This window comes from Streptomyces sp. GC420 (assembly GCF_009916105.1).
Taxonomy (GTDB): domain Bacteria; phylum Actinomycetota; class Actinomycetes; order Streptomycetales; family Streptomycetaceae; genus Streptomyces.
This window is the reverse complement of the sequence record NZ_JAAAXQ010000025.1, coordinates 1-22653: the sequence shown is the minus strand read 5'-3', so window position 1 is coordinate 22653 and position 22653 is coordinate 1. Positions and strand designations below refer to the sequence as shown.

The 22653-nt window shown below is 68.4% G+C and carries 25 protein-coding genes, 1 tRNA gene and 3 pseudogenes; 20 read left to right on the top strand and 9 right to left on the bottom strand.

Annotated elements, in window-relative coordinates:
• Positions 1 to 135: 135 nt before the first annotated feature.
• Entirely contained in the window at positions 136 to 483 is a 348-nt protein-coding gene (locus GUY61_RS05540; RefSeq protein ID WP_166628916.1) for a hypothetical protein, read from the bottom strand.
• Positions 484 to 763: 280 nt separating this feature from the next.
• Here GUY61_RS05540 and GUY61_RS05535 point away from each other — a divergent pair.
• A pseudogene (locus tag GUY61_RS05535) lies at positions 764 to 892 on the top strand (calcium-binding protein); the annotation flags it as partial.
• Between the two features lie 253 nt (positions 893 to 1145).
• Here the strand turns inward: GUY61_RS05535 and GUY61_RS05530 are convergent.
• Positions 1146 to 1595: a DUF5707 domain-containing protein gene (locus GUY61_RS05530; RefSeq protein WP_166628915.1), complete on the bottom strand. Its 450-nt coding sequence runs from the start codon at positions 1593 to 1595 to the stop codon at positions 1146 to 1148.
• Positions 1596 to 1866: 271 nt separating this feature from the next.
• Here GUY61_RS05530 and GUY61_RS05525 point away from each other — a divergent pair, with 271 nt between their 5' ends.
• From GUY61_RS05525 to GUY61_RS05515, 3 genes are read left to right on the top strand one after another with little or no spacing between them, the layout of a single operon-like run.
• Complete coding sequence (locus GUY61_RS05525; RefSeq protein WP_166628914.1) at positions 1867 to 4293, top strand: histidine kinase; 2427 nt, start codon at positions 1867 to 1869, stop codon at positions 4291 to 4293.
• Positions 4290 to 4970 carry a response regulator transcription factor gene (locus GUY61_RS05520; RefSeq protein WP_166628913.1) on the top strand — a complete coding sequence of 227 codons (681 nt, stop codon included), beginning with the start codon at positions 4290 to 4292 and terminating at the stop codon, positions 4968 to 4970. Before GUY61_RS05525 ends, GUY61_RS05520 begins: the two co-directional genes overlap by 4 nt.
• A 31-nt stretch (positions 4971 to 5001) precedes the next feature.
• Positions 5002 to 5328 (top strand): SCO4225 family membrane protein, encoded by a 327-nt coding sequence (locus tag GUY61_RS05515; protein ID WP_166628912.1) that lies wholly within the window; start codon positions 5002 to 5004, stop codon positions 5326 to 5328.
• Positions 5329 to 5645: 317 nt separating this feature from the next.
• Here GUY61_RS05515 and GUY61_RS05510 read toward each other — a convergent pair whose 3' ends face one another.
• Positions 5646 to 5972 (bottom strand): GYD domain-containing protein, encoded by a 327-nt coding sequence (locus tag GUY61_RS05510; protein WP_166628911.1) that lies wholly within the window; start codon positions 5970 to 5972, stop codon positions 5646 to 5648.
• A gap of 477 nt (positions 5973 to 6449) precedes the next feature.
• On the opposite strand from GUY61_RS05510, the pseudogene GUY61_RS05505 reads away from it, so the two are divergent.
• The 4 genes and pseudogenes from GUY61_RS05505 to GUY61_RS05490 all read left to right on the top strand — a co-directional run.
• Positions 6450 to 7394, top strand: a pseudogene (locus GUY61_RS05505) (HTTM domain-containing protein); the annotation flags it as partial.
• Between the two features lie 275 nt (positions 7395 to 7669).
• The gene (locus tag GUY61_RS05500) at positions 7670 to 8209 is read left to right on the top strand and encodes a DUF5994 family protein (protein ID WP_243766201.1); all 540 of its coding nucleotides are present in this window, start codon (positions 7670 to 7672) and stop codon (positions 8207 to 8209) included.
• Positions 8206 to 8616: a hypothetical protein gene (locus tag GUY61_RS05495; RefSeq protein WP_166628910.1), complete on the top strand. Its 411-nt coding sequence runs from the start codon at positions 8206 to 8208 to the stop codon at positions 8614 to 8616. Before GUY61_RS05500 ends, GUY61_RS05495 begins: the two co-directional genes overlap by 4 nt.
• Before the next feature lie 347 nt (positions 8617 to 8963).
• Positions 8964 to 10487: an FAD-binding oxidoreductase gene (locus tag GUY61_RS05490; RefSeq protein WP_166628909.1), complete on the top strand. Its 1524-nt coding sequence runs from the start codon at positions 8964 to 8966 to the stop codon at positions 10485 to 10487.
• Between the two features lie 850 nt (positions 10488 to 11337).
• Here the strand turns inward: GUY61_RS05490 and GUY61_RS05485 are convergent.
• Positions 11338 to 12099 (bottom strand): hypothetical protein, encoded by a 762-nt coding sequence (locus GUY61_RS05485; protein ID WP_166628908.1) that lies wholly within the window; start codon positions 12097 to 12099, stop codon positions 11338 to 11340.
• A 214-nt stretch (positions 12100 to 12313) separates the two neighbouring features.
• Here GUY61_RS05485 and GUY61_RS05480 point away from each other — a divergent pair.
• The 4 genes and pseudogenes from GUY61_RS05480 to GUY61_RS05465 all read left to right on the top strand — a co-directional run.
• Positions 12314 to 12538, top strand: a pseudogene (locus tag GUY61_RS05480) (type II toxin-antitoxin system RelE/ParE family toxin); the annotation flags it as partial.
• Entirely contained in the window at positions 12535 to 12873 is a 339-nt protein-coding gene (locus tag GUY61_RS05475; protein WP_166628907.1) for an XRE family transcriptional regulator, read from the top strand. The pseudogene GUY61_RS05480 and the gene GUY61_RS05475, both read left to right, overlap by 4 nt.
• 192 nt (positions 12874 to 13065) lie before the next feature.
• Complete coding sequence (locus GUY61_RS05470; protein ID WP_166628906.1) at positions 13066 to 13512, top strand: helix-turn-helix domain-containing protein; 447 nt, start codon at positions 13066 to 13068, stop codon at positions 13510 to 13512.
• A 9-nt stretch (positions 13513 to 13521) separates the two neighbouring features.
• Positions 13522 to 13686, top strand: coding sequence for a helix-turn-helix domain-containing protein (locus GUY61_RS05465; protein ID WP_166628905.1), 165 nt, complete (start codon positions 13522 to 13524; stop codon positions 13684 to 13686).
• Positions 13687 to 13747: 61 nt separating this feature from the next.
• Here GUY61_RS05465 and GUY61_RS05460 read toward each other — a convergent pair whose 3' ends face one another.
• The 3 genes from GUY61_RS05460 to GUY61_RS05450 form a co-directional block, all read right to left on the bottom strand.
• Positions 13748 to 14062, bottom strand: coding sequence for a hypothetical protein (locus tag GUY61_RS05460; protein WP_208105598.1), 315 nt, complete (start codon positions 14060 to 14062; stop codon positions 13748 to 13750).
• 166 nt (positions 14063 to 14228) lie between these two features.
• Positions 14229 to 14519 carry a hypothetical protein gene (locus GUY61_RS05455; RefSeq protein ID WP_313896528.1) on the bottom strand — a complete coding sequence of 97 codons (291 nt, stop codon included), beginning with the start codon at positions 14517 to 14519 and terminating at the stop codon, positions 14229 to 14231.
• Entirely contained in the window at positions 14516 to 14920 is a 405-nt protein-coding gene (locus tag GUY61_RS05450) for a DUF6247 family protein (RefSeq protein ID WP_208105597.1), read from the bottom strand. Before GUY61_RS05450 ends, GUY61_RS05455 begins: the two co-directional genes overlap by 4 nt.
• A gap of 1518 nt (positions 14921 to 16438) precedes the next feature.
• Here GUY61_RS05450 and GUY61_RS41470 point away from each other — a divergent pair.
• The 6 genes from GUY61_RS41470 (at position 16439) to GUY61_RS41100 (ending at position 19175) form a co-directional block, all read left to right on the top strand.
• The gene (locus GUY61_RS41470; protein WP_208105596.1) at positions 16439 to 16720 is read left to right on the top strand and encodes a helix-turn-helix domain-containing protein; all 282 of its coding nucleotides are present in this window, start codon (positions 16439 to 16441) and stop codon (positions 16718 to 16720) included.
• Between the two features lie 192 nt (positions 16721 to 16912).
• Positions 16913 to 17134 (top strand): type II toxin-antitoxin system VapB family antitoxin, encoded by a 222-nt coding sequence (locus tag GUY61_RS05440; RefSeq protein WP_166628903.1) that lies wholly within the window; start codon positions 16913 to 16915, stop codon positions 17132 to 17134.
• Positions 17131 to 17541, top strand: a complete 411-nt coding sequence (locus GUY61_RS05435) for a PIN domain-containing protein (protein WP_166628902.1) — start codon at positions 17131 to 17133, stop codon at positions 17539 to 17541. The genes GUY61_RS05440 and GUY61_RS05435 overlap by 4 nt, the downstream gene beginning before the upstream one ends.
• A 651-nt stretch (positions 17542 to 18192) precedes the next feature.
• Positions 18193 to 18570, top strand: coding sequence for a type II toxin-antitoxin system RelE/ParE family toxin (locus tag GUY61_RS05430; RefSeq protein WP_166628901.1), 378 nt, complete (start codon positions 18193 to 18195; stop codon positions 18568 to 18570).
• Positions 18567 to 18905, top strand: a complete 339-nt coding sequence (locus tag GUY61_RS05425; protein ID WP_166628900.1) for a helix-turn-helix domain-containing protein — start codon at positions 18567 to 18569, stop codon at positions 18903 to 18905. The genes GUY61_RS05430 and GUY61_RS05425 overlap by 4 nt, the downstream gene beginning before the upstream one ends.
• A gap of 9 nt (positions 18906 to 18914) precedes the next feature.
• Positions 18915 to 19175, top strand: a complete 261-nt coding sequence (locus GUY61_RS41100) for a helix-turn-helix domain-containing protein (protein ID WP_166628899.1) — start codon at positions 18915 to 18917, stop codon at positions 19173 to 19175.
• 82 nt (positions 19176 to 19257) lie between these two features.
• Here GUY61_RS41100 and GUY61_RS05415 read toward each other — a convergent pair.
• A tRNA-Gly gene (locus tag GUY61_RS05415) sits at positions 19258 to 19331 on the bottom strand.
• A 480-nt stretch (positions 19332 to 19811) separates the two neighbouring features.
• Between GUY61_RS05415 and dcd the strand changes: the two genes are divergently transcribed.
• Both dcd and GUY61_RS05405 read left to right on the top strand, forming a co-directional pair.
• The gene (dcd, locus tag GUY61_RS05410; RefSeq protein WP_166628898.1) at positions 19812 to 20387 is read left to right on the top strand and encodes a dCTP deaminase; all 576 of its coding nucleotides are present in this window, start codon (positions 19812 to 19814) and stop codon (positions 20385 to 20387) included.
• A 10-nt stretch (positions 20388 to 20397) separates the two neighbouring features.
• Positions 20398 to 20919 carry a phosphoribosyltransferase gene (locus tag GUY61_RS05405; RefSeq protein WP_166628897.1) on the top strand — a complete coding sequence of 174 codons (522 nt, stop codon included), beginning with the start codon at positions 20398 to 20400 and terminating at the stop codon, positions 20917 to 20919.
• A 792-nt stretch (positions 20920 to 21711) separates the two neighbouring features.
• Here GUY61_RS05405 and GUY61_RS05400 read toward each other — a convergent pair.
• Positions 21712 to 22599 (bottom strand): Yip1 family protein, encoded by an 888-nt coding sequence (locus GUY61_RS05400; RefSeq protein ID WP_166628896.1) that lies wholly within the window; start codon positions 22597 to 22599, stop codon positions 21712 to 21714.
• Positions 22600 to 22653: the final 54 nt, after the last annotated feature.

Sequence of the window (22653 nt, the reverse complement as noted above, 5' to 3'; positions counted from 1 at the left end):
TTGAGTTCCGTCCGGGGTGCCGTCCTCAGCGAGCGTGAGCGAGCGACGTGCCAGGATCTGAACCCGTCGGCGTCTGCCGCGAGGACGATTTTGCCCACTACTTGCGGCACGCATCCGGCACGGGCGCGGACCGGTCTACCAGTCGCGCCACCGCTCGGTGAGCTCCTCCATGTCTTGGCGAGCGAGGAGACCTGAGACGTCGATGTCCTGCTCCGTGAGCACTTGGTCCACGTACTCGCACAGCTCCTCGCGTTCGATGGTGCAGAACGCGCCGTGCTCGGCGTCGATGATGTTGAGCTGCTCCACCACTCGCTCGACGGCAGCGAGGATGCGCTCGTCCGACGCCTCACCGAGGGAACGCACCTCTTCTTCGTACGCGGTCAGGGCGGTGTCGGTGGCCTCCAGCATCGCCGGCGTGTAGAGCTCCGCGGAGGTGTTGGCTGACACCTCGTCCCGCCACGTGGCGGATGGTCTGACTGCCATGTGCGGACGCTACAGCCGCCCACTGACAGGACCGCAACGCGCTCTCTTCTGCCGGTGGATGCCTGGGTGCCGTGCGGAGGCGTTCACCTGCGTTCATGGGCAGTCAGACGGTGGGGCGAGCCCGGCGCGCGGTCCCCTCCGGGCAGGGCGGACGGGTGGGTGGCCGAGCGGAGCGCCCAGGACGCGAATCGGACAACAAGGCCCGGCGCCGGTCTTCTGGCTGAGCGGTCCCATGGTGTCCGCTGACGGGTTCGCGTCATGCCGAGCCAGACGGCCAACGTCGTCGTCCAGCGGCGCCCTCGAGACCACGGTCACCGCCTCGACCGACGGCTACCGGCGCTGCCGCTTCTCCGGAACGACGACCACCCCGGCCGTCTCCGCCCCCGGCGACTACGTCGACGTGCAGTAGCACGCAACACGAGACGCAGGGCCCCGGCCTGGCACGGCCGGGGCCCTGCGCATGCATGAGAGAGTGCCGCCAAGCCGTCGTCGGACAACATCGCCATCGACGACACCGAGCGCAACTTCGACTTCGACTGCGGAACTTCGGTGTTCCGTGACAGCACCTCCTGCCGCGGCACCAGCAGCGGGCGAACGACCGGATCGGGCCGCGCCGTGACCGGTCATGCCCCCAGGCCCGACCTGGGGGTTCGACCGGCGGGTCAGCGTGTGACGTCGAAGGCGGCGGCGTGGGGCACGAACGTCGTGTCCCCGTCCTCGGCCGTCGCCAGTGCCGAGACATACCAGGTGCCCTCGGCCAGTTCGGCCGCCTCCTGCTTCGTGACCTTCAGCGTGTAGGTGCAGCGGGTGGTCTCGTCGGAGGTGCTCCGGCACTTGGCGCTGTCCACCGAGCGAAGCTCCGCCTCGGTCGGGTCGAGCTTCGAACTCGCGGGCCACACAAGCACCTTGAGGCCCCGGATGCCCGAGTCGTCACTCACGTCCGCGGTGTAGGTGAACGAGCCCGCGCTGCCGTCGGACGGAGCCACGTAGCGGGTCGAGCCGTTCTCCAGAGTCGGCTCCGTGGGGGCCGAGGCCAGGGCGATACCGCCGGCGGCCACTCCGCCGAGGGCGACGGCGCCGATGAGCGAGGAGAAGAGAATGCGCTTGGACATGGGAGATCCCCCTGAGTTCGTTGAGAGCCGGATACGCGGAAAGCGTGGAAGAACCGCTCGTGGTACCGGCTTTGTGAGTGGTCGTAGAAGCGGTGGTCGACCGCGTTCTCGATGTGATCGAGCCTATGGCCGGGGCATGGCGCCGTCCTCGTGCTGCGGGACGAACGGCGCGTCGAACCGCAGGTAGAGCCTCTGCAACCCAGGTAAGAGACCGGAATCCGCCTCCAGCCGGAGCCGGGCCGCTGACCTGCGGCCATAGCCTTGCTACGTCATGAACCGAACCGACGACCGGCTGCTCCCGGTCCTGCTGATCTGCGCCCAGGCCGTGGTGTGGCCCGGGGCGGCGCTGGTGCGCGGGGCCGTCCCGCCCGCGTCCGCCCTTCTCGTGGCGGCCCTGGTCGCCGGAGTGGTGACGGCCGCACTCGCCCTCCGCCGTGTCCGCCCGGTGGCCACCCTCGTCGTGGTCGCCGCCGCCTGTGCGCTGGGTGCCGGGCCGCTGCCCGCCGGGGCGATGGCGGTACTCGGCACCGCGGGTGTCGCACTGGCCCTGTTCACCGCGGCGATCGAACGCGACGCCTTCACCGCCGTGTTGTGCGTGGTGGCGCTTGCCGTCTGGCAACTGCTGCAGGGCATCAGCCTGCACGGGCTCAGCGACCGCAACGGCCTCGACCTCGTCCTGACCTCGGTGCTGTACGCCGCAGCGTGCGGCGCCGGTCTCCTCGTACGGCGGGCCCGTCGCGCGCGGAAGGCGGCCGAACAGCTGCTGAGCCGGGCCGAGTCCGAGCGCCACCGGCTCCCGGCGGCCGAGCGGCGCCGCATGGAACGGGAGTTGCACGACGTCAGCGCCCACCATCTGACGGCCGTGGTGGTCACGGCGGGGGCGGCCCTCGGGCTGCGCGACCGCCGTCCCGAACTTGTCCAGGAGGCACTGGAGTTCGCGGTCGAGACCGGCCGGGAGGTCACCCGGGCGCTCGGCGCGGTACGGGCGCCGGCGCCCTCCCGCGAGGACCTGCCGTCGCCGGAGAAGCGGCTGCTGGACCTGGTCGCGGGTTTCCGGCGCCTGGACCAGCGGGTGGAATGCGAGATCGACTCCCTGCCGGACGGCGCCGTCGCGGAGGCGGCGTACGGCATCGTGCGCGAGGCGCTGACCAACGTGGCACGGCACGCCCCCGGTGCGGATACGAGGGTGCGAGTCCGGTACGGCGACACCCGAACGGACGTCGTGGTGACGAGCGCGGCACCGCCGGCCGGTGCCGCGGTGCACGGTGCGGGGCTCGGCGGCGGTCGCGGCCAGGGCTTCCTGAGGTCGCGGGCTCGGGAGGCCGGCGGCACCCTCACCACTGGCCCGACAGCGGGGGGCGGTTGGGAGGTGCGCGCGGTCCTGCCCGGCCGGACCGCAGCCCCGGTGGAACGGTCCGTTCCGCCGAGCTATCGCCTGGCGCAGCTGACGGCCGCCGTCGGCCTGGTCGTGCAGCCGCTGCTCCCGGTGCTGGTCATCCGGGCGGAGGACACACCGAGCGGTACGCGGGTGTCCGCGGGCGTGCTCTTCGCGCTGCTGGTCGCGGCGCAGGCGGTCGCACTGCTGTGGCTGCGCCGTGCGCCCCGTGCGTCCCATGGGATCCTGTTCGGTCTGGCCCTGCTCTGGCCGCTGGCGATGGCCACGGGCGACTACACCGGTCCGGTGGTCCTGCCCCCCGCGCTGAGCCTGCTGGCCACCTGCGCGGCGCTTGCTGCGGACGCCGCCGGTACGACAGCCGGTCCGCTCCTCGCCGGCAACCGCCCGCGCCTGCTCCTGCCGGCCCGCACCGCCGCCGGTCCGTCCGCTGCCGGTCCGGCCACCGGTCCGGCCGCCGGTCCGTCCGCTGCCGGCAACCGCCCGCGCCTGCTCCTGCCGGTCCTGCCGGTCCTGATTGTCGCCGCCGTGGCGGCGCACGCGGCAGCCGCGACAGCAGCCGTCCTGGACCGGGGCACGACAGTCCCTGTCTGGGCGGTCGTCGCGGGGACGACGGCCGCGGCGTCCCTGGCGGTCGGCGCGGCCCGCTGGGCCGGAGCCCTGCACGGGCGGCGCGACCGGGCTGCCCGGGGCACGCGGGAGGAACGCCTCGCCTCCTGGACCGAGGAGGCCGTACGGGACGCGTGGGCCGAGCGCCGCAGGATCGCCGCCGGGCTGGAGACCACCGTCCTCTCCCGTACCGCCGACATGGTCGCGGAGGCGGAGGCGGGCCGGCTCGACGTGACCGCCGAACGCGCCCGCGAGGCCCTGGCCGCGATGCGCGCCCTGCTCGACACGGTGCGGGAGGGCGAGGCAGGGCCCGAACTGCGGCCGCAGCCCACCCTCCAGGCGCTCGACCTGCTCGCCCACCAGCTCCGGGCCACCGGCCGTGATGTCGAGATACGGCTGACCGACCGCGTACCGGAACGGCTGCCCACCGCCGTCGACCTGGCCGCCTACCGCGCCGCCGAGACCGTGCTCGCGGCCGTCGGCGAGGAGCCGGCGGTGCTCGAACTCGATTCAGGCGACGGTAACTTGACGCTCACGGTCACCGGGGTGCCCCGCGCCGCCGACCCCGGCGTACGGGAACGGCTGATCACGCGGGTCTCGGCACTCGGCGGGACCCTGACAACCGGCCCGCAGGGCACCGTCCGCCTCGGGCTGCCACTCGCAGGCGCGCCGGACAACGAGGAGAGGGAACGATGAGCCTCAGCGTGCTGGTCGTCGACGACCAGGGCATCGTACGGGCGGGGTTCGCCGCCGTGATCGACGCCGAGGAGGACATGACGGTCGTCGGCGACGCCGCCGACGGCGCCGAAGCGGTACGGCTCGCCGAAGAGCTGGCACCCGACGTGGTGGTCATGGACGTACGCATGCCCGTACTGGACGGCATCGCCGCCACCCGCATCATCACCGGCCGGCAGGACGCGCCCCGTGTCCTCGTCCTGACCACCTTCGACCTCGACGCGTACGTCTTCGACGCGCTGCGCGCCGGCGCCTCGGGTTTCCTCCTCAAGGACGTACGCCCCTCCGAACTGCTGCAGGGCATCCGGGTGGTGGCGGCCGGCGAGAGCGTGCTCGCCCCGTCCGCGACCCGCCGCCTCATCGGCCACTACGCTTCAGGACCGGGCACCGCGGTCCCGGTCGGCAGCTCCCCCGAGCTGGACAGCCTGACCGGCAGCCAACGGGGCGTCCTCACCCTGGTCGCGTCCGGCCTCACCAACGCGGAGATCGCCGAGCAACTCGGCATCACCGTAGGCACCGTGAAGTCCCACGTGAACGCGCTGCTCCGCAAACTCGGGCTGCGGGACCGCGTACAGGCGACGATCCTCGCGTACGACCTCGGCCTCGCCCGCCCGAACCCATCCGGCACCCACCTCTGAGCACCGCAACGCAACCAAGGAGTCCATCCCCGTGACCAGTACCGGTTCCGGCCGATCCGTCTCCCGCCGTCTGCGCGGGGCTGTCGGCGTCGTCGGCCTCGTCTACCTCGTGGTCTGTGCCGTCCTGCTCGTGTGGGCGTTCGTGGCGGCCGCGGGCGACAGCTCGGGCGAGTCCATGGCGGGCGTCATCCCACTCCTCGCCGCCGCCCCGGCCAGCCTCGTGCTGCTGCTCGTACTGCCGGACGGCGCCGTGATGCTCGTCGCGGCCGTCGTTCTCGGGGCGCTGGTCAACGCCGCGATCATCGGCTGGTGCACCCGCGCCCTGCGCCGAGGCGGTCACCAGGACTCGCCGTCCTGAGCACCGGCACCCGAGAGAGGCCGCTCATCCGGCCGCACCAGGATGCACCGGCACGCCGCTGCCCTCGCCGAGTCCCCCGCCAGTGCGCCGCACCACGGGAAAATCAGTGCCCGCGTCCCAGCGGAACGGCGGCTCCAGGGCGGAACGGCGGCTCCAGGGCGGAACGGCGGCGAGGGGTTCCGTCGGTCCGAGCGGAGGGCACTTTCCACGGTTGTGCGGGCGCGCTCGGGCGGGTGGCGGTTGCCCGGTCGCCGCACTTCTCTGCCGCACCGCAAGCCTGAGGCTTGACCCCGGTTGCCGTGAGTGATCTCGTACCGCTACGAGCCAGGAGCCCGGTACTTGACCCGCTCGGCTTTGCGCAGGGCCTCGGCTGTCTCACCGACGGTCAGGAGAACAGTCGTCTCGAACGAGCTGAGCGCGCCGCCTCCACTGATCGCCAGCGCGACCGCGGACATGGACACGTTGTCGGGGGCTTCCCACAGGTTGTAACCGTCATGCGTGCCGAAGGCGTACCAGAAGCCATGGAGTTTCCCACCGACGGACTCGATGTACGACTGAGCGGCCTTTGCGCGGTCCTCGGGGTGGCCGATCAGCCTCGCCCAAGTCTCCGGCGTGTAGCTGAACCTCGATAGATAGAGCGGCATCGTGTCTCCTTTTCGTTCCAATGAGGGATGCCCCGGAGGGGTGGGAAACGCGCCAGAGCCGGCCTTCTCTCCCCCGAAAGGCCGAGGACGATGACCGGCAGCGCCACAGGCGACGGTGATCAACCCACCTGGAAGGCGTGGAGACGCATTCTTCTTCCCTCACATTGCCTTTGCCTGCCATGTCCAGTGCCGGTGTACGCCACGCCGTTCCCGCAGCGGGTTCGCGAGATCACCGGACCGGCGGTACTTGCGGGCGTACGGCATTGCTGGGGCGGCAACTCTGCCCCATATGGGTCAAGTAACGACTTCCCCGTCGGGTGATTTATCGGATGATCAATGATATGAATTAAACATCCTTGTTGTGTGGTGCGGCAAAAGCGTGTAATCACTTCTCTTCCTCTGCTGGGCGGGTTGTGGGCGGGTGAGATTTCCTGCGTAGTATGCAGCCGACGGCATTAAGGCTTCCCGGGCTATAGCCAACTGTTCGACCAAACGGGCTGGAACAGCATCCTGATCCTGTCCGACAGCCGTGTCTACTTCGAACTCTGTTACGCGATCGCACTCCTCACATCCGCGCTCTTCATGGTGGGCTGGCGAACCCGCGTCACGTCCGTCCTCTTCGCCGTCGTGGTCACCTCGTTCCATGCGCGAGCGATCTTCATGACGGATGGGGGTGACAACCTGATCCTTTTGATGGCCGTCTACCTCGTCTTCACCGCGTGCGGCCGGCGCTGGTCTCTCGACGCACGCAGAGACAGGCTCAGAACGGCTCGTGCGGGCAGCGCACCGGAACCGGCGAGGAGCTTCCGCTCACAGCGACTCCAGGACGCCCGAGTCGTCCTGGCCACGGTTGTGCACAACTGCGGTGTCTTCGTCATCGCGGCACAAGTCTGTTTCCTCTACGGCTCAGCCGGACTCTACAAAGTCCAGGGCGACTCCTGGGGCGGCGGAACCGCGCTCCATTACGTTCTGAACCTCGAACTGTTCCAGCCCTGGCCCGCGCTCTCCCATCTCGCGGACGACTACGCGATCCTCATCGCGATCGCCGGCTACATGACGGTGCTCTTGCAGGTCGCCTTTCCTTTCGTGCTCTTCGGCAGGCTCAAGTACCCCGTTCTGACTCTGCTGTTGAGCATGCACCTCGGTATCGCGGTACTCATGGGGCTACCACTCTTCTCCGGGGCGATGATCGTTGCGGACGCCGTGTTCCTCCCCGACCGCTTCTACACCGCCCTGCTTCAACTGTGCCGGCGCGTGGCACGGCGGATGGGGGTGCGGCGGCCGGAGCCAGGACGAGGAACCGGCGAGCGACTTGTACCTCCCCAGGTACGGCCAGATGCGTCCGGCCCGCAGCACCGAGCCACTCCGACAGCCCCGAAGGACACCGTGCCGGTGTCTCAGCTCAGGTCCGACCGGAGCTGAGAAACATGTTCGTTCCCCTCGTCGCGGGCCGGCGAGGGGCAGCCGGACCTGTTGGCAGGGCTGACTCACCGGGTCTGCATCCCCTGGTGTTCCCCGTGTGGCACGTGATCGTGGCGTACTGTCTGTGGGCCATGCATGCCGGACAGGGGCGAGTCCGTTGGGGAGTAGGGTGGGGATGCCGAAGGCATTGCGTGCGCCGGTGGCCTTGCCGGCGCCGTTTTCGGTGAACCACTGTGCCGGGCCGCTCAGATCGCGCCTGGAGGCAGGTTCACGTCATGGAACCGACTGCCGATCATCTCGCGACAAGCGCGACGCGCCTTTCCCCACTGCCGTTGGTCCGGCTGTCCCGGGCAGCGTACGAAGCCGTCCCGGGCGGATTCGACGGGGCCTGGTGGCCGTACTCCCACAATCTCGCCGACGAGCTGCCCGTTCTGCTGGAAGCGATGGACGGGGTGGGCAGCATCACCAGGGTCACTCTGGGGATTGAGCTGTGGCCCGACGTCCCGCACCAGATCGCCGTCGGCGGGCACATTGTGGGCGTGGGTTGGTTCGTGTCCGGTCACGACCAGAACGAGATGGTGCTCTGCTCCTATCGTGACGGGTTCCGCACCCTGCTCGTCATTCCGCCCACGATGGTGGCCGACACCGCCGCCTGGCTGATGGATACGCCCGTTCCGGTCGACGGCAGCCGCACCGCGACGGAACTTCTGGCCGTCGCGGCGGCTCGGTCCGACGCCACACCCCTTGTCGGGCCGCTGCGATCAGACGGCCGCCGTGAGGTGGTTCCGGTCGGGATGCCGGTGGAAATGACGTGAACGGCCCACTGTCCGACGAAGCGACGCATGGGCGCAGCGTTCACCTGTTCGCGGGCCTGCTTCAGGGCGGCTGCGCGCTCGGCGTCGAAGGCCGGCAGCGCATCCGGGGCGACCAGCGCGAGAGCGGCGCTCGCCGGCTGGGCGATACGGCGTGCCGCTTCCGGCTCGTCCTGGCCGCTTCCGCGCGTCGGCTGCTCGGGCTGCGTGGTCATCACGTTCTCCGGTGGGAATCGACGGGTCCCCTGCGGCTCCCACCGTACGTGCAGGGATTGATCATCCGCATGGTGATGCCACCCCGTTCTGTACGCAGGGGGCACGAGACGCTCAGCCTGCCGTGGCTGGCTGCTGACCGCTGCCGTCGTTGCCGTCAGCGCTGCCGTCACCGCCATCGACGGATGCACTGGTAGGCGCACGCTTCCCACGTCTGTTGGTGGCTGCCGGGGCCGCGTGCGAAGCCGTTCACCTGCGTTCAGGCCTGTGCGACCATCCCGCCTGCTGGGCCGCTGGATCTCGGTTGAACGCCCACGGCCGCCGCTGAATGAGACGGAAACGGAAGGGTGTTGCCTGGCCTGGGCGGTCGCATCACCGGCCGGGCGCATCCGGCTCGTGCCGGACCTACAGCGTCAGGCGCCGCGGTCGTGGTTGCGAGCGTGTCGAGACAGTCCACCGTGGTCGCCCTTGCTAACGTCCGCTTCGCATGAATAGTCCATAAAGGGTTGATTTGCGCCCGCTGGTGGTCGGGAGGACACGGACCATGAACGACTTTTCCCGTCGCAGACTGCTCAAGACGACGGCGGTCGCCGGTGCCGGCGCGGTCGTCGTGCCGGGCGTCGCGGCCGCCGAAGCCCCCGGTGCGAGTGCCGTGACCGCGGCCTCCGTGAGCGAGGCGTACGGGGCGGAGTGTCCGCGGGCGAAGCTGACCGGCCGCATCGTCCGCCCCAACGACCCCGGGTACACGGACGCGCGCCTCGGCTGGGACCAGCTCTTCTCTCACTATCCGCTGGTCATCGTCTTTGCTCAGAACACCCAGGACGTGGTCAACGCCCTGACGTGGGCACGGCAGAACGGCGTCGCGCTGCGGATCCGGAGCGGCCGCCACAGTCTTGAAGGCTGGTCGAACGTCGACAGCGGCCTCGTGATCGACATCAGCGAGCTGAAGTCGGTCCACATCGACAGCGCCGCTCGTGTCGCGACGGTCGGCGCCGGACTCAGCCAGCTGGAAGCGGTGACCACGCTCGCGAAGCAGAACTTCGCGGTGACGACAGGGACCGAAGGCAGCGTGGGCCTGGCCGGGGCGACGCTCGGCGGCGGCTTCGGCTTCCTCACCCGCTGGCTCGGCATGGCCTGCGACAGCCTGATCGGCGCCGAGGTCGTCGTCGCGGAAGGCGCCGAGTGCGCCAAGGTGATCAAGACCGATCTGAACAACAACTCGGACCTGCTCTGGGCGCTGCGTGGAGCGGGAAACGGCAACTTCGGGATCGTCACCTCACTCACCTACAAAGTGGCCCCGCTGAAGAGCGTCACGTATGTGCAGGCCACGTGGGACGGAATCGGCGACCTGCGTAGGGTCTTCGACGCCTGGCAGCGCACTGCGCCGTACGCCGACGACCGCCTCGGCACCCAGCTCGAAGTGCACCGGAACCAGACCCTGCTGTTCGCGGTCCTCGCGGAAGGAACACCTGCGGAGGCGAAGAAGCTGCTGGCCCCGATCCTGTCGGTCGGCAGCCCCCAGGTGTCGGTGCAGGTAGGAAACTGGGGCCAGGTGTACTCGGGATTCCAGATCCCGACAGAGCAGGAACCCGCGAACTGGAAGTTCTACTCGCAGTTCACCAGGAAGCCGTTCCCGAGCAAGGCGATCGACGTGATCTCCTCGTTCATGCAGGACGCACCGACGGACGACAGCAACTTCTTCACCCAGGCGTTCGGCGGGGCGGTCAGGAGGAGCCCCCGCGGCGGCACGGCGTTCCCGCACCGCGACGCGATCTTCTACTCCGAGCCCGGCGCCGGCTGGGGGACCCGTTCCGACCAGCCGGGCGTCTGCGACCCGCTCACCCCGCAGGCCCAGGCCTGGATCGCCGAATTCAGCCATGCACTGCGCCCCTACGTGGACGGCGCCTACGTCAACGTGCCGAACATCGGCATGCAGGACTGGGAGACCGCCTACTGGGGGTCCAACTTCGACCGACTGCGAAAGATCAAGGCGAAGTACGACCCGCACAACGTCTTCCAGTACGACCAGAGCATCCCGCCCGCGACCCGCCGACCGAGCACGGACTGAGGCCCTGAGCGGAAACCGTGTCCGCGAATCGCGGAACACGGCGCGTCCCGACAGCCTTTGGCGGCTCCGGGTGCTGGCGGCCAGGGACAGAGATAGAAGTCCCCCGTCTGATAGCCCAGCAGTGGCCTCAGGACATCGAAGGGCCTCCTGCCCGCGAGTTCCTCGCGGGCAGGAGGCCCTTCGATTCGCTTCTTCTTGCCCAGGGTCTTGCCGGGGATCTTGATGAGCTGGGTTTTCCCTGCTCAGGGGCAATGGGCCCGTGCGCCTGGTGGCCGTCGTTGGTCGTCATCGGCCACTGCCGAGCGGCCTCGGACGGCCCAGAGACGGCCCGGCGCTGACGCCCACTGGCTTCTCATGAGCAGGCCGTTGTCAGTGACTACGGCTAGGGTCACGGACGCGCGGTCGGCATCCGAGGTGCCCAGCTCTGTAGCGCAGCTGCATCCCCGGTTCTGTCTGGGGGCGGCCCGGGAACAGCCCGGGACCTAACCGACGGCCGGGCTTCGTCGATGGCCAAGAGCGAGACCTGCCAGCGCTGGCCGCGTGCCTCCTCCTCCCGAACCACGGGCTGAAGGTCCATTGAGTATCAATGGTGGTCGGAAGGCTTGGTAGTCGGCTGAGGATCGGGCCTCGACACCCGCTTCAGGAGTTCGATCTGATCCCGCTCTGGCGGCTGTTGTCGACCGGTGCGACAGCCGGACAGGGGGTGTCAGCGGTCACGCTTTTCCCCACGATCTACATGATCAGCGTCACGTAATTCCCCACCCGCACGGTCACGCTTCCCCATGGGGATGGCGGTTGCGAGTGGATGTCCAACGGCAGGGGAAGGCCCAACCTCGCCTCGCCCTGCCGTTCACATGAACAGCGGGTCGACCGGCGGCCATGGGTAGCCCAGTTGCTCGGCATCATGCGAACCTCCCCAGACCTCGGCGGTGGCACGGGGATCGCCTCCGGTCAGCCGCGCTTCAAGGCGCTCGGCTTGGACCGATGGGGCGTCCGCGGAGATCGGGAGGGTCATCCCGAACTGTAGCCAGGGCAGATCTGCATCGGCCCGGTTACGGGGATGCCTCAGGACGACGTGGATTCGATCGGGTTCCTTGCGGGAGGCCCAGACGCCTTCCAACTCGCAGTCCCACCTGACGAGCCAGTCCCCGCGTCCCCTCAGCCCCGCCTCAAGCAGCCGCGCAACCGCTCCTGCCGGCCACTCCCAACTGCGGTCCTCTCCGGCTCGCAGGACCTCGGCCTCGTACTGACCTGCGGTGAACCGAAGCTCCGGCAGGTCGAAGTCCTGATTGGCCAGGTCGCGCCAGCCCGCCCAGACAACATGATCCCCGTTACGCGTGACCCTCATGTACAGCGCGCCACAGCACTCCTCCACGCCGCACCCGGACCAAGCAAGACGAACCTCGTGGGGCGTCGCCGTGGCATGCAACGACCCGTCCTGGCCCAGCAGATCCCTGGGGCCTACTCCCAGGTACCGGGAGCCTCCCACACCACCGGGGACCACCTCGGCCAGAAGATCCCGGCCATTGACGATCGGGCGGACCTCCACGCCGCCCTCGTCGGGTGGAGGGCACGCGATTCTCAGACTGAGAAGGTCCGGTCTCGTGGTCATCGGCCAATGATCGCGGAGCTGGCTCGCAACTGTCATGTGAATTGGGGTGGCCTCCGCTCAGGGCGGTAGTTCGGGCCGCCTTCAGGCACGCTGGCCCCGGACACCCCTCCGGAACGACGGGATCGAAGCCTGGGGAATTACGTGACCGTAGCCCTGGGGAATTACGTGACCGTCCACAGGGCGCCGGTGTACGCCCGCGTCTGGCGTCGTTTGAATCAAGGGTGCCGAGAATCATCACTTGAAGGAGCTGAGACCGGGGTCGTCCGGGAGCAGTGAGGTCCGGATCCTCTTCGCGTTCGATTCGGTACGCCGGGCGGTGCTGCTGGTGGCCGGCGACAAGGCGGGAAACTGGCAGCGCTGGTACGACGCCAACATTCCGATTGCCGAGAAGCGCTACCGAGCACATCTGGCCGATCTTGACACCAGGGAGTACGAATGACTGCGGTCAGCTGGGAGGAGACCAAGCGAAAGGCGCGCGAGAGGCGTGAAGCCGCCGGGTTGCCGGTGCGGTCGGCACAGGAGAAGCGGGCGGCCATGGACCGGCTGACGGCAGAAGTGCGCGCTCACAAACTTGCAGAGGTCCGCCGCGAGCAGGCACTGACCCAGCGCCAGGTCGCCGCATCGATGGGAGTCTCGGCCCCCCGGGTGTCCGCGATCGAGAACGGCGAGCTGGACCGCGCCGAGGTCGCGACACTCCGAGCCTATGTGGAGGCTCTCGGTGGTCGGCTACGGGTGGTCGCGGACTTCGGGGATGCCGAGTACACCGTCGCCTGAGAGGGCCGCTGCCCCGGATGCTCGCGTTCGGGCCTCCGTGGTACGCCCGGAGCCCTTTGGGTGCGCCTCGGGCATGAGACGCTCAGCCTGGCCGGGACAACAAGAAAGGCCCGGGTCTGTGACCTGGGCCTTCGTCGTGGAGCGGGTGACGGGAATCGAACCCGCGCTCTGAGCTTGGGAATCATCGGGCGAATGGGACTGGGCGGGGTCCTGACCTGCGGAGAAAGCCATCCAGCGCCGTACGGGGAAGCCGCCTTCCTGACCGCTCTTGACCGCGGTTCCCTCCTCGTTCTGGCACGCATCTGGCACGGGTCATTCGCCGGCCACGCACGCTGGAAGCTGGCCGAGGGGTACACCGAGCCGCCCGAGGTGGCGGTGGAGCGTGAGCAGATCCGGCTGGCCATGGCGCTCGGCCAGCTCGTCTACGACCGGCGTGCAGAACTGGGTCTTTCGCAGGACGACCTGGCGCGCCGGCTCGGTACTTCCGCCGACGAGGTCGACAGCATTGAGGTCGGTGGAGTGCTGCCGGTCACCTCGGATCTGCTGGCCCGGCTGGCTGCGGCCCTGGAGGTCGGCGTGGACGTGCACCTGGCTCCGTCGGGCGGCGCCGCTGTGTCCTTCGACAGGCGCGCGGCGTAGGGGTGCGCGGTGGACTATGCGCAGCGACTGGCTGACGGAGTGCGAGAGAGGCGTCGGCAACTTGGCATCTCGCAAAGTGAGCTCGCCCGTCGGGCGGGCGTGACCCAACCCGGGATCTCACGTATAGAGCTCGGAATCGAAACATGTTCCGGCCTCCGCTGTGACTGCGGTTGACCGGTGATCGCCGCCCGATCTGGTGCGCTCTGGTGCGCTTGCCGTGCACACAGCCCCGGGGTCATTGCTGCCCTGGCGGGGCTTCCCCATGCTCGTCGTCCTCGTTGCCCATGGCGTCGAGAAGGCGTCGCCTGGCCGCGGAGAGGCGGGTCTCGTAGTCGGGCATGAAGATCTCGACGAGTGACTTGTCGAGGGTGCCCGAGATGGCGTAGATCGGAGACCACACCGCTCGGTCCTTCACGATGCCGCTGAGGTCGTCCGAGTCGAACATGACCTTGTGCAGCCAGTCCGACAGCACGAATGCTTGATCATGGCTGAGCTTGATGGTGATCGGTTCCTCGTCCACGGTGATCAACGTAGTCCGCCGATGGGGCATCCGATGGGCCGTGCCCCGGGCCATACCGAGGCCGGCCCACACGCTTTCCAAGTCTGTCGGTGAGCGACTGGGCATCGTCCGGCACTGCTCACGTGAGTTCATGGACGGATGGCCGCCGGTCGTGGGACGACTTCGGGTCTCGTCCGAACGACCGTGGGGCGGGATTTCAGAGATGGGCGAACGGGGGGATCACTCGCGTGATTGCGATGAGACGCACGCGGGGCAGGGGCAGCGCGTAGAACCAGCCGTCCGAGAGCAGTGGGATCCGCCGTACGCCGCCCGGTACGCCCTGCTGCGGACCTACCCCGAGGTCTGTGACGTCTACGCCGACCTCGGCGAGCGCCACCATCTCTCCTGCCAGCCGTTCTACTTCGGCCACAACGTGTGCGGGCAGGCCGGCCACGACGTGCTCGGCGTCCGGGTCGTACTCCCAGCGCCACTCGTCCTGGTCGCTCACGCTGCTCCTCGGCGGTTGTCGATGCCGGCTTCGGCGCATGCTTCGTCGAGGATGTGGCCGATCTCGGCCGCGATTTCGCGGGCCTCGCCGATCTCGTCGACCTCGGCCGAACGGGCTTCCAGCGCCCTGAGCCGGGCTGCCCGTTCCGGGTGGCGCTCGATGGCGACGTAGACGGCCCACTGCCCGACGAAACGGCGCATGGGCGCAGCGTTCACCTGTTCGCGGGCCTGCTTCAGGGCGGCTGCGCGCTCGGCGTCGAAGGCCGGCAGCGCATCCGGGGCGACCAGCGCGAGAGCGGCACGGAGGCCCTCGGGAGTGCTCGCCGGCTGGGCGATACGGCGTGCCGCGTCCGGCTCGTCCTGGCCGCTTCCGCGCGTCGGCTGCTCGGGCTGCGTGGTCATCACGTTCTCCGGTGGGAATCGACGGGTCCCCTGCGGCTCCCACCGTACGTGCAGGGATTGATCATCCGCATGGTGATGTCACCCCTTTCGGCGCGCAACGGGCACGTGATGCCAGTGCGGTCCGGACAATAACAAAGCCCCGGGCCGCCGGTCTGGAGCTTTGTCGTGGAGCGGGTGACGGGAATCGAACCCGTGTTCTGAGTCTCGGGAATCACCGGATGCCTTCAGCTGGCATGCGTGCTGACCTGCAAAAACGACAGAAGCTCAGTACTCCCGACCTCCAGTTGTGACCGTGTGGGGGTAGGGACTCGATGAACCGGCGCATCTCTCCCAGCGCGGTGATCCTGGGCGCGCCGATCTTGGCGTAGTCGAACCCGGTGTCTTGATGCCCAAGGCTGTCGAGATCTGCCCATGCCGGGTGCTCGGGCGAAGATGAGTTGCAGCTCCACGTTCCAGCATCTGCGGCAGATGCTGTCAGCTGCTGGTGTCCGCTCCTCGACGTCGAAACACCCGCCGAGCGCCGCGCACGAAAAGGATGAAAACTGCCCGGAAGAACATGAACACAGTGGTAAGGGCGAACGCACGGGCAATCACGTCAATGATCGTGGTCCAGGGATCGGGTAGGTCAAGAAGGAGCGAGAGCTCTCCGAGCGCTGTAGCCACCCCGAACACGAACGGCAGCCATTCCCAGTGAGTTCGTGAGCCCCGCCTGACTGCTGTCTGCCGCCTGTGCCGCCTCCGACGAGTCACCAAGCCGAGGCTGACGCTTAGGACGATCATCGAAGCGGGCACCCATAGGTCCGACCAGTGCACCGGCACCGTGAGCCGCACGGCTCCCCCCTTACCGCTCTGAGCCCTGCCTATACGGGCGGTGAGCCTATCGCGCTGTCGGCGGCGGCCTCAGAACCCACCACCCACCCCAGCTGCCATTCCGTCCGCCGGGTCTGCCGCACGCCGTGGAGCGGGCGTTGTTCCTGGCGTCCAGGTGGAGCGCGCCACTGTACGAACGACCTGGACGCCGGGGCCGCGTCTGCTCGGCTCTGCCTGGGTTGACGGCGGACGGGATGACAGCTCCCCGCGCACGCCAATATGGACCCGCGGCCGGGAACGGCGCCCCCGCCATCCCGATGCCGACCGATCCCCCGCCGGAGGCATTGCCTTGACCGCAGGCCGCTCTATGCGGTGATCGACTTATGGCCATCGACCCCATCCACCTGTGGACGCGCGTCGGCGCAGCGCGGGCGGAGCGGGCTGGAGGCAGGAGCGGCACCCGCAGGGGAGCCGAGAGCGCGCCCGGCGGAGCGGGAGCGACGCCGAGTGCCTTGCTTGACGCGGTCTGGACAACAAGAAAGGCCCGGGTCTGTGACCTGGGCCTTCGTCGTGGAGCGGGTGACGGGAATCGAACCCGCGCTCTGAGCTTGGGAATCACCGGCCGTTTCCAGTCGACACGTCTTCTGACCTGCGAGCACGCCAGAAACGAGGCACGCTCTGGCCTTCCGCTGTGACCGCCGTTGACCGGTGATCGCCGCCCGATCTGGTGCACATCTGGTGCGGCGACGGGCGACCGCACTGGTCCGGATCCTCATCGCTTCCGCGGGTGAGCTGGCGGCCGGGCATGCGGTGACGGTCCTGGCATCCGAAACGGAGTTGACCCCGGCCGAGGCGGGCGAGTTGCTGGGCCTGTCCCGTCCGTTCGTCGCCCGCCTGTTGGACTCCGGTGACATCCCGTCGGCCTATCTGCCCGGCAGTCGTCACCGGGTCGTGCGCCTTGCCGATCCTGGCGTTCAAGGAGCGTCGTGAGCGCCGCCGGGAGGGGCGTCGGCAGATCGCTGACGCGATGGCTGGACTGCCCTACTGACTCCGGTGCGGCCGCGTGCCGTATGTCGGCTTTGATCAGGCCGTGGACTTCGACTCGTGGTGAGCCGTCGCGGGCAGATGTTGGTGGCGTATACTTCTATGTACATAGCCAACATTGTGAGGGAGGTCGGGGGCATGTCTGTTACCCAGATCGACATCGATGACGATGCGCTGGAACGCGCCATGGCTCTGTCCAAGGTCAGGACCAAGAAGGAAGCGGTCAACCTCGCTCTGCACTTCTATGCCGAGCAGCAGGAGCGCGCGGTGCGCATCCGGCGCCACTTCGAGCGTGCGCGTGAGTGGGGTGCCGTCGACGATGCCGAGCGCCTGCACTGGGCGGAGAAGCACAGCCGGTGATCTACCTGCTCGACACCTCCGGCTTGGTCCGACTGCTCCGCGATCGCAAACTGCAATCCGCCTGGTACGACGCGATTGATGCCGGGGCCATCGCATCCTGCTACGCGCAGCGCGCCGAGTTTCTGTACAGCGCCCGGAGCAGGCGCGAGTATGACGAGATCGTGGAGATGTTCACCGACCTGTACCCCGACGCGTCGGTGCCGAAGAACGCGGGGCGCTGGATCGGCGCGGTGCAACACCGCATGGCCCAGGCCGGGGAGCATCGCAGCGCATCGGCGGTGGACCTCATCATCGCTGCCACCGCGGCCCATCACGGCCTGGCTGTCCTTCACGACGATGCCGACTACCGTGCTATCGCCCGGCACGCGTCCGACCTGAGCGAGCACAACATCCGCGACATCGCCTGATGCGGTTCCTTCAGCTTCGACCCGGGACAGTGGCCGGTTCGGACAGGAGAGGTTCTCTCGCGCACAGCTGACCTTCACGTTGGTGATGGCATTCACCACGAGGTCGGCGTGCGTGCCGCCGCGGAGGGTCAGGACCGTGAAGCCGGGGCCCCGGTGTCTGTATGTCCGGCGAGGGCTGGATGGGGTGGACGACGATCAGTGTCGGGTTGCCGATCGGTATGGGGCCGGTGTGCCGGCAGATGCGCAGGGGCGATTTGGACGACCGCTGCGCGAAGTGCTGCGGGGTTGAGTGTCGGCATGGGGATCAGGGGGCCATGGTGCGTCCAGCGCGGTCGAACGGTAGGAGCAAGCGCCTGCCTGGGCCTTCGTCGTGGAGCGGGTGACGGGAATCGAACCCGCGCTCTGGGCTTGGGAATCACCGGGCCGCCAGCTGATGATTGTCCTTTGACCTGCGGGAACGCCATGGTTCATGTGTTGTCGTGGCGTCCTCGGCTTGCCGCTGTTGACCGCGGTTCACCGTCCCTTCTGGCACGGATCTGGCACGTTCGGTTCGCGTCGGTGGTGGTCGCCTCTGCGACGGTCTCGGTGGGTGCCCTCATGGGCTGCTTGGGTAACCCGCCCATACCATGCTCGTGATATACGATCTCTGGTATGGGTGATCTGTACGTGGTCGAGATCGAGCCGGAGGTGCGGCAATGGCTCGCCGACCTGTCACCGCAGCACTATCGGCAGGTCGAGGAGAAGGTCGAGCTTCTGGCCGAGCGGCCGACCACGCTCGGTGAGCCGCATTCCCGTTACCTGGGTGACGGCGTGCGGGAACTGCGCTTTAGTCTCAGTGGCGCTGCCATGCGGATCTCGTACTGGCTCGCTCCCGAGCAGCGAATCGTGTTGCTGACGGTCTTCCGCAAGACGAAGATGCGTGAGGACGCCGAGGTGAAGCGGGCCAGGCAGGCCAAGCGGCTGTGCGAGGCGGAGCATTCGGCTGCGCACGAGACGTACAGTCGTGACGCACAGGAGGAGGAGCGGTGAACCACGCACGCTGGAAGCTGGCCCGTGAGCGGCAGCTGGCCGAGGGGTACACCGAGCCGCCCGAGGTGGCGGTGGAGCGTGAGCAGATCCGGCTGGCCATGGCGCTCGGCCAGCTCGTCTACGACCGGCGTGCAGAACTGGGTCTTTCGCAGGACGACCTGGCGCGCCGGCTCGGTACTTCCGCCGACGAGGTCGACAGCATTGAGGTCGGTGGAGTGCTGCCGGTCACCTCGGATCTGCTGGCCCGGCTGGCTGCGGCCCTGGAGGTCGGCGTGGACGTGCACCTGGCTCCGTCGGGCGGCGCCGCCGTGTCCTTCGACAGGCGCGCGGCGTAGGGGTGCGCGGTGGACTATGCGCAGCGACTGGCTGACGGAGTGCGAGAGAGGCGTCGGCAACTTGGCATCTCTCAAAGTGAGCTCGCTCGTCGGGCAGGCATGACCCAACCCGGGATTTCACGTATAGAGCTGGGCGGCACTACCCCGACGCTCCCGCTGCTGTCCCGGCTGGCTCAGGCGATGGAATCCGACCTGGACATCCACCTCGCCCCTGAGCGTGGCGAGATCGTCGTCCGCTTCACGGCGCACCATGCGAAGGATGCGGCCTGACAAGGCTGCACCGATCTGGTGCGAGGACCTGAAAGGTCTGGACAGCAAGAAAGGCCCGGGTCTGTGACCTGGGCCTTCGTCGTGGAGCGGGTGACGGGAATCGAACCCGCGCTCTGAGCTTGGGAAGCTCATGTTCTACCATTAAACTACACCCGCGTGATCAAGACGCCCTAAGGCGATCTCATCGTCGCTCACTGTACCCCATCGAAGGCCCCTGGTGTATTCGGCCAGGGGCCTTCGGGTTGCGTGAAGGGTGGGTTACGGGACAGGGATGCTGGTGCGCCGGGCGGGAGTTGGGGCGTACGGTGGTGGGGCGGAGTGCCGCGTGGAGCGGCGTCCTAGAGATCCCCTAATGTGGCTTTTGTCGTCACGCGTGGATGGGGAAGGGACTTGATGGATCGCACCGTCGTCCGTTGTGCCGAAGGGCACGTGTTCAGTACCGCTTCGTTCCCGATGCAGCAGCTCGGAGCCGCCCGGATCGGTCCAGGCCGGCTGCTCCGCTGCCCGCGTTGCGCCCGGCTGAGGCACGCTGTGCCGGTGGAGTTGGAGAAGAGGTAGGGAGACAGTCGCAGGCGTCGGGGCGCGCGGGGTACGGCCGGTTGGGGCCGGTCCGCGCGTCCTGCGTATCCTCGGGGGGTGCTTCTCTCAGACAAGGACATCCGGGCCGAGATCGACGCAGGACGGGTACGCATTGATCCGTACGACGAGTCGATGGTGCAGCCGTCGAGCATCGACGTGCGGCTCGATCGCTATTTCCGGGTGTTCGAGAACCACCGCTATCCGCACATCGACCCGGCGGTCGAGCAGGCGGACCTGACGCGGCTGGTCGAGCCGGACGGCGACGAGGCGTTCATCCTGCATCCGGGCGAGTTCGTGCTGGCCTCGACGTACGAGGTGATCACCCTTCCCGACGACCTCGCGAGCAGGCTGGAGGGGAAGAGTTCCCTCGGGCGGCTCGGACTGGTGACGCACTCCACGGCCGGGTTCATCGACCCCGGGTTCTCCGGGCACGTCACGCTGGAACTGTCGAACCTCGCGACGCTGCCGATCAAGCTCTGGCCGGGGATGAAGATCGGGCAGCTGTGCATGTTCCGGCTGTCCTCACCGGCCGAGGCGCCGTACGGCTCCGAGCGGTACGGGTCCCGTTACCAGGGGCAGCGGGGGCCGACCGCCTCCCGCTCGTACCTCAACTTCCACCGGACGCAGGTGTGAGGGCGGCCGCATGAGCGAGATACGTGAGGCCCGGCGGGAGAACCTGACCTACGAGATGTTCGGGCACGCCGTGCGCGAGCTGGCGCAGAGCGTCGCCGACGACGGCTACGAGCCCGACATCGTGCTCAGCATCGCGCGTGGCGGGGTCTTCGTCGCGGGCGGGCTCGCGTACGCGCTGGACTGCAAGAACATCAACCTGGTGAACGTCGAGTTCTACACCGGGGTCGGCACGACCCTGGAGATGCCGGTCATGCTGGCGCCCGTGCCCAACGTGATCGACTTCTCCCGGAAGAAGGTGCTGATCGCCGACGACGTGGCCGACACCGGCAAGACGCTGAAGCTGGTCCGTGACTTCTGCGTCGATCACGTCGCCGAGGTGCGCAGCGCCGTCATCTACGAGAAGTCGCAGAGCCTGGTGAAGTGCGAGTACGTCTGGAAGCGCACGGACGACTGGATCAACTTCCCGTGGAGTGCGTTGCCTCCGGTACACAAGTCGGGGGAAGAGGCCAAGCTGAACAAGGAAGCGGTCTGACACCTCTTCGGGGGCGCGTGACGGCTGTCGAGTGTTAGCAGGTATCCGTCACCTGGGTAGCACACCCCGGTGGACTGGATATCCCCGGTGAGCACCCTGGCTGGAGCCGTAGTCGGTGTGAGTTCCGCATTGATCGCCGAGCGCATCCGTTGGCGTCGTGACCAGGAGAGGGAGAGAGCTCAGACGCGTAGAGCCGTGTACTCCGACTTCCTCATGGCGCTCAGTCGAGGGCACTCCGACATGCGGACGGTTGTCCTCCAGCCTGATCGCTCGACCGATGACCGGCTCTACGGTGACCTTCATCAGGCTCTGGACGGCTCGGGCATTTGGCGGCTTCGGCAGAGTCTGTCACTCACCGCTTCGGCCGAGATCATTCAGTTGGCTGTGAGGGCGTGTGACGCGTTGACTCGCATGCGAGACGGGCTCATCGAGGACCCCGACGTCAGAGGTGAGGCGTACTTTCGGGTTCGTGCTGACCTCTGGCGAGAGAACGCGCATCTCCGGGAGGCCATGCGTGAAGACTTAGGAATGGACGGTCCGCCGGATCCCGAGGTCGGTCAGTATCGATATCCGGCCGCATCGTGATGAACCGGAGGGCCATCGCTTGGAGTGCCGAGCGGCCCGTGGTCCGCAGGGGCGGGCAGGTGCTCGACGCCTGACGGGGCAGGTACGGGACGGCGCTGGGCAGGGCGCCCGGCGAGCGGCGCCACCGAGATCGCGAAGCGGGAACGAACGCGGTACGGGGCCGGCGCGAGGAGTCCGCGCCGGCCCCGTACCGCGTTCCCGTCGGCCTCAGATCGTGCCCAGCTTGATCAGCGACAGAAGCGCGATCAGCTGGATCGCCGAGGCGCCCAGGGCCTTCGGCCACGGCAGGTCGTGCGACTTGCTGACCATCGTGGTGAACAGGAAGCCCGCCGCCACCCAGGAGAGCCAGCCCAGGAGCTGGACGAAGGAGGCGTCGCCGCCCATGAAGACGGCGACCAGCAGACGCGGGGCGTCCGTGATGCACATGATCAGCATGGAGAGGCCGACGGTGGGCTGCCAGGCCCCGTCGCCGCCGAGCTGGCGCGCCATGGTGTGGGTGACGGCGCCGAGGATCAGTCCACTGATGACGACGGCGGCACCCGTGGTCAGCACGTACGGCACGGCCGTGGACAGCGTGGCGCTGATGGCGTCTTCGCGCGCCTCGTTGAAGCCGAAGATCGCCAGCATGCCGTAGAGGAACGTGACGATCAGCGCGGGGCCCCACACCGGGTAGTCGCGCATCTGGAAGAAGGTCGCGTTGGGGCGCAGCACGATGCCGGTCAGCAGCTGCTTCCAGGACAGGCGCGGCCCGGCGGGGGGTGCCGCGGCGTCACCGGCGCGGTAGGTCTGGCCGGGGTTGTACGGGTCCTGGGGACCCGGGGCGTACGCGTCCGGGGCCTCGCCGACGCTGAACATCTGGGTGTGCCCGGGGTTGTTGTCGTAGTGGGCCGCGGGGCCCGGTGCCGCTGCGCCATGGTGATAGGGGTCACCGAAGTACTCCGGCTCCCCGTGCCCGTCGCCTCCCGGCGCGCGCCACTGCTGGCCGCCGTACGGCGGCGGGGCCTGCTGCCCCGGTCCGTACGGCTGTTGCCGCGGGGGGTGTTGCGGAGTGCGAGTGCGGTTGTCCCGGCCGCGTCCGATCCTGAATCCAGCCACGCCTTCGAACGTACCTGGTTCGGCTGTGCGGGGTGCCGGGCCCCGGGGTAAGGG

What these genes read in the sequence shown, in the direction of transcription:
- GUY61_RS05405 (WP_166628897.1), top strand. Translation starts at nt 20,398, where the DNA reads ATGAGCGAGATACGTGAGGCCCGGCGGGAGAACCTGACCTACGAGATG.
- GUY61_RS05525 (WP_166628914.1), top strand. Translation starts at nt 1,867, where the DNA reads ATGAACCGAACCGACGACCGGCTGCTCCCGGTCCTGCTGATCTGCGCC.
- GUY61_RS05485 (WP_166628908.1), bottom strand. Translation starts at nt 12,099, where the DNA reads ATGACCACGAGACCGGACCTTCTCAGTCTGAGAATCGCGTGCCCTCCA.
- GUY61_RS05540 (WP_166628916.1), bottom strand. Translation starts at nt 483, where the DNA reads ATGGCAGTCAGACCATCCGCCACGTGGCGGGACGAGGTGTCAGCCAAC.
- GUY61_RS05530 (WP_166628915.1), bottom strand. Translation starts at nt 1,595, where the DNA reads ATGTCCAAGCGCATTCTCTTCTCCTCGCTCATCGGCGCCGTCGCCCTC.
- GUY61_RS05490 (WP_166628909.1), top strand. Translation starts at nt 8,964, where the DNA reads ATGAACGACTTTTCCCGTCGCAGACTGCTCAAGACGACGGCGGTCGCC.
- GUY61_RS05460 (WP_208105598.1), bottom strand. Translation starts at nt 14,062, where the DNA reads ATGCCCCATCGGCGGACTACGTTGATCACCGTGGACGAGGAACCGATC.
- GUY61_RS05475 (WP_166628907.1), top strand. Translation starts at nt 12,535, where the DNA reads ATGACTGCGGTCAGCTGGGAGGAGACCAAGCGAAAGGCGCGCGAGAGG.
- GUY61_RS05470 (WP_166628906.1), top strand. Translation starts at nt 13,066, where the DNA reads ATGGGACTGGGCGGGGTCCTGACCTGCGGAGAAAGCCATCCAGCGCCG.
- GUY61_RS05440 (WP_166628903.1), top strand. Translation starts at nt 16,913, where the DNA reads ATGTCTGTTACCCAGATCGACATCGATGACGATGCGCTGGAACGCGCC.
- GUY61_RS05510 (WP_166628911.1), bottom strand. Translation starts at nt 5,972, where the DNA reads ATGCCGCTCTATCTATCGAGGTTCAGCTACACGCCGGAGACTTGGGCG.
- GUY61_RS05520 (WP_166628913.1), top strand. Translation starts at nt 4,290, where the DNA reads ATGAGCCTCAGCGTGCTGGTCGTCGACGACCAGGGCATCGTACGGGCG.
- GUY61_RS05500 (WP_243766201.1), top strand. Translation starts at nt 7,670, where the DNA reads ATGGAACCGACTGCCGATCATCTCGCGACAAGCGCGACGCGCCTTTCC.
- GUY61_RS05430 (WP_166628901.1), top strand. Translation starts at nt 18,193, where the DNA reads ATGGGTGATCTGTACGTGGTCGAGATCGAGCCGGAGGTGCGGCAATGG.
- GUY61_RS05450 (WP_208105597.1), bottom strand. Translation starts at nt 14,920, where the DNA reads ATGACCACGCAGCCCGAGCAGCCGACGCGCGGAAGCGGCCAGGACGAG.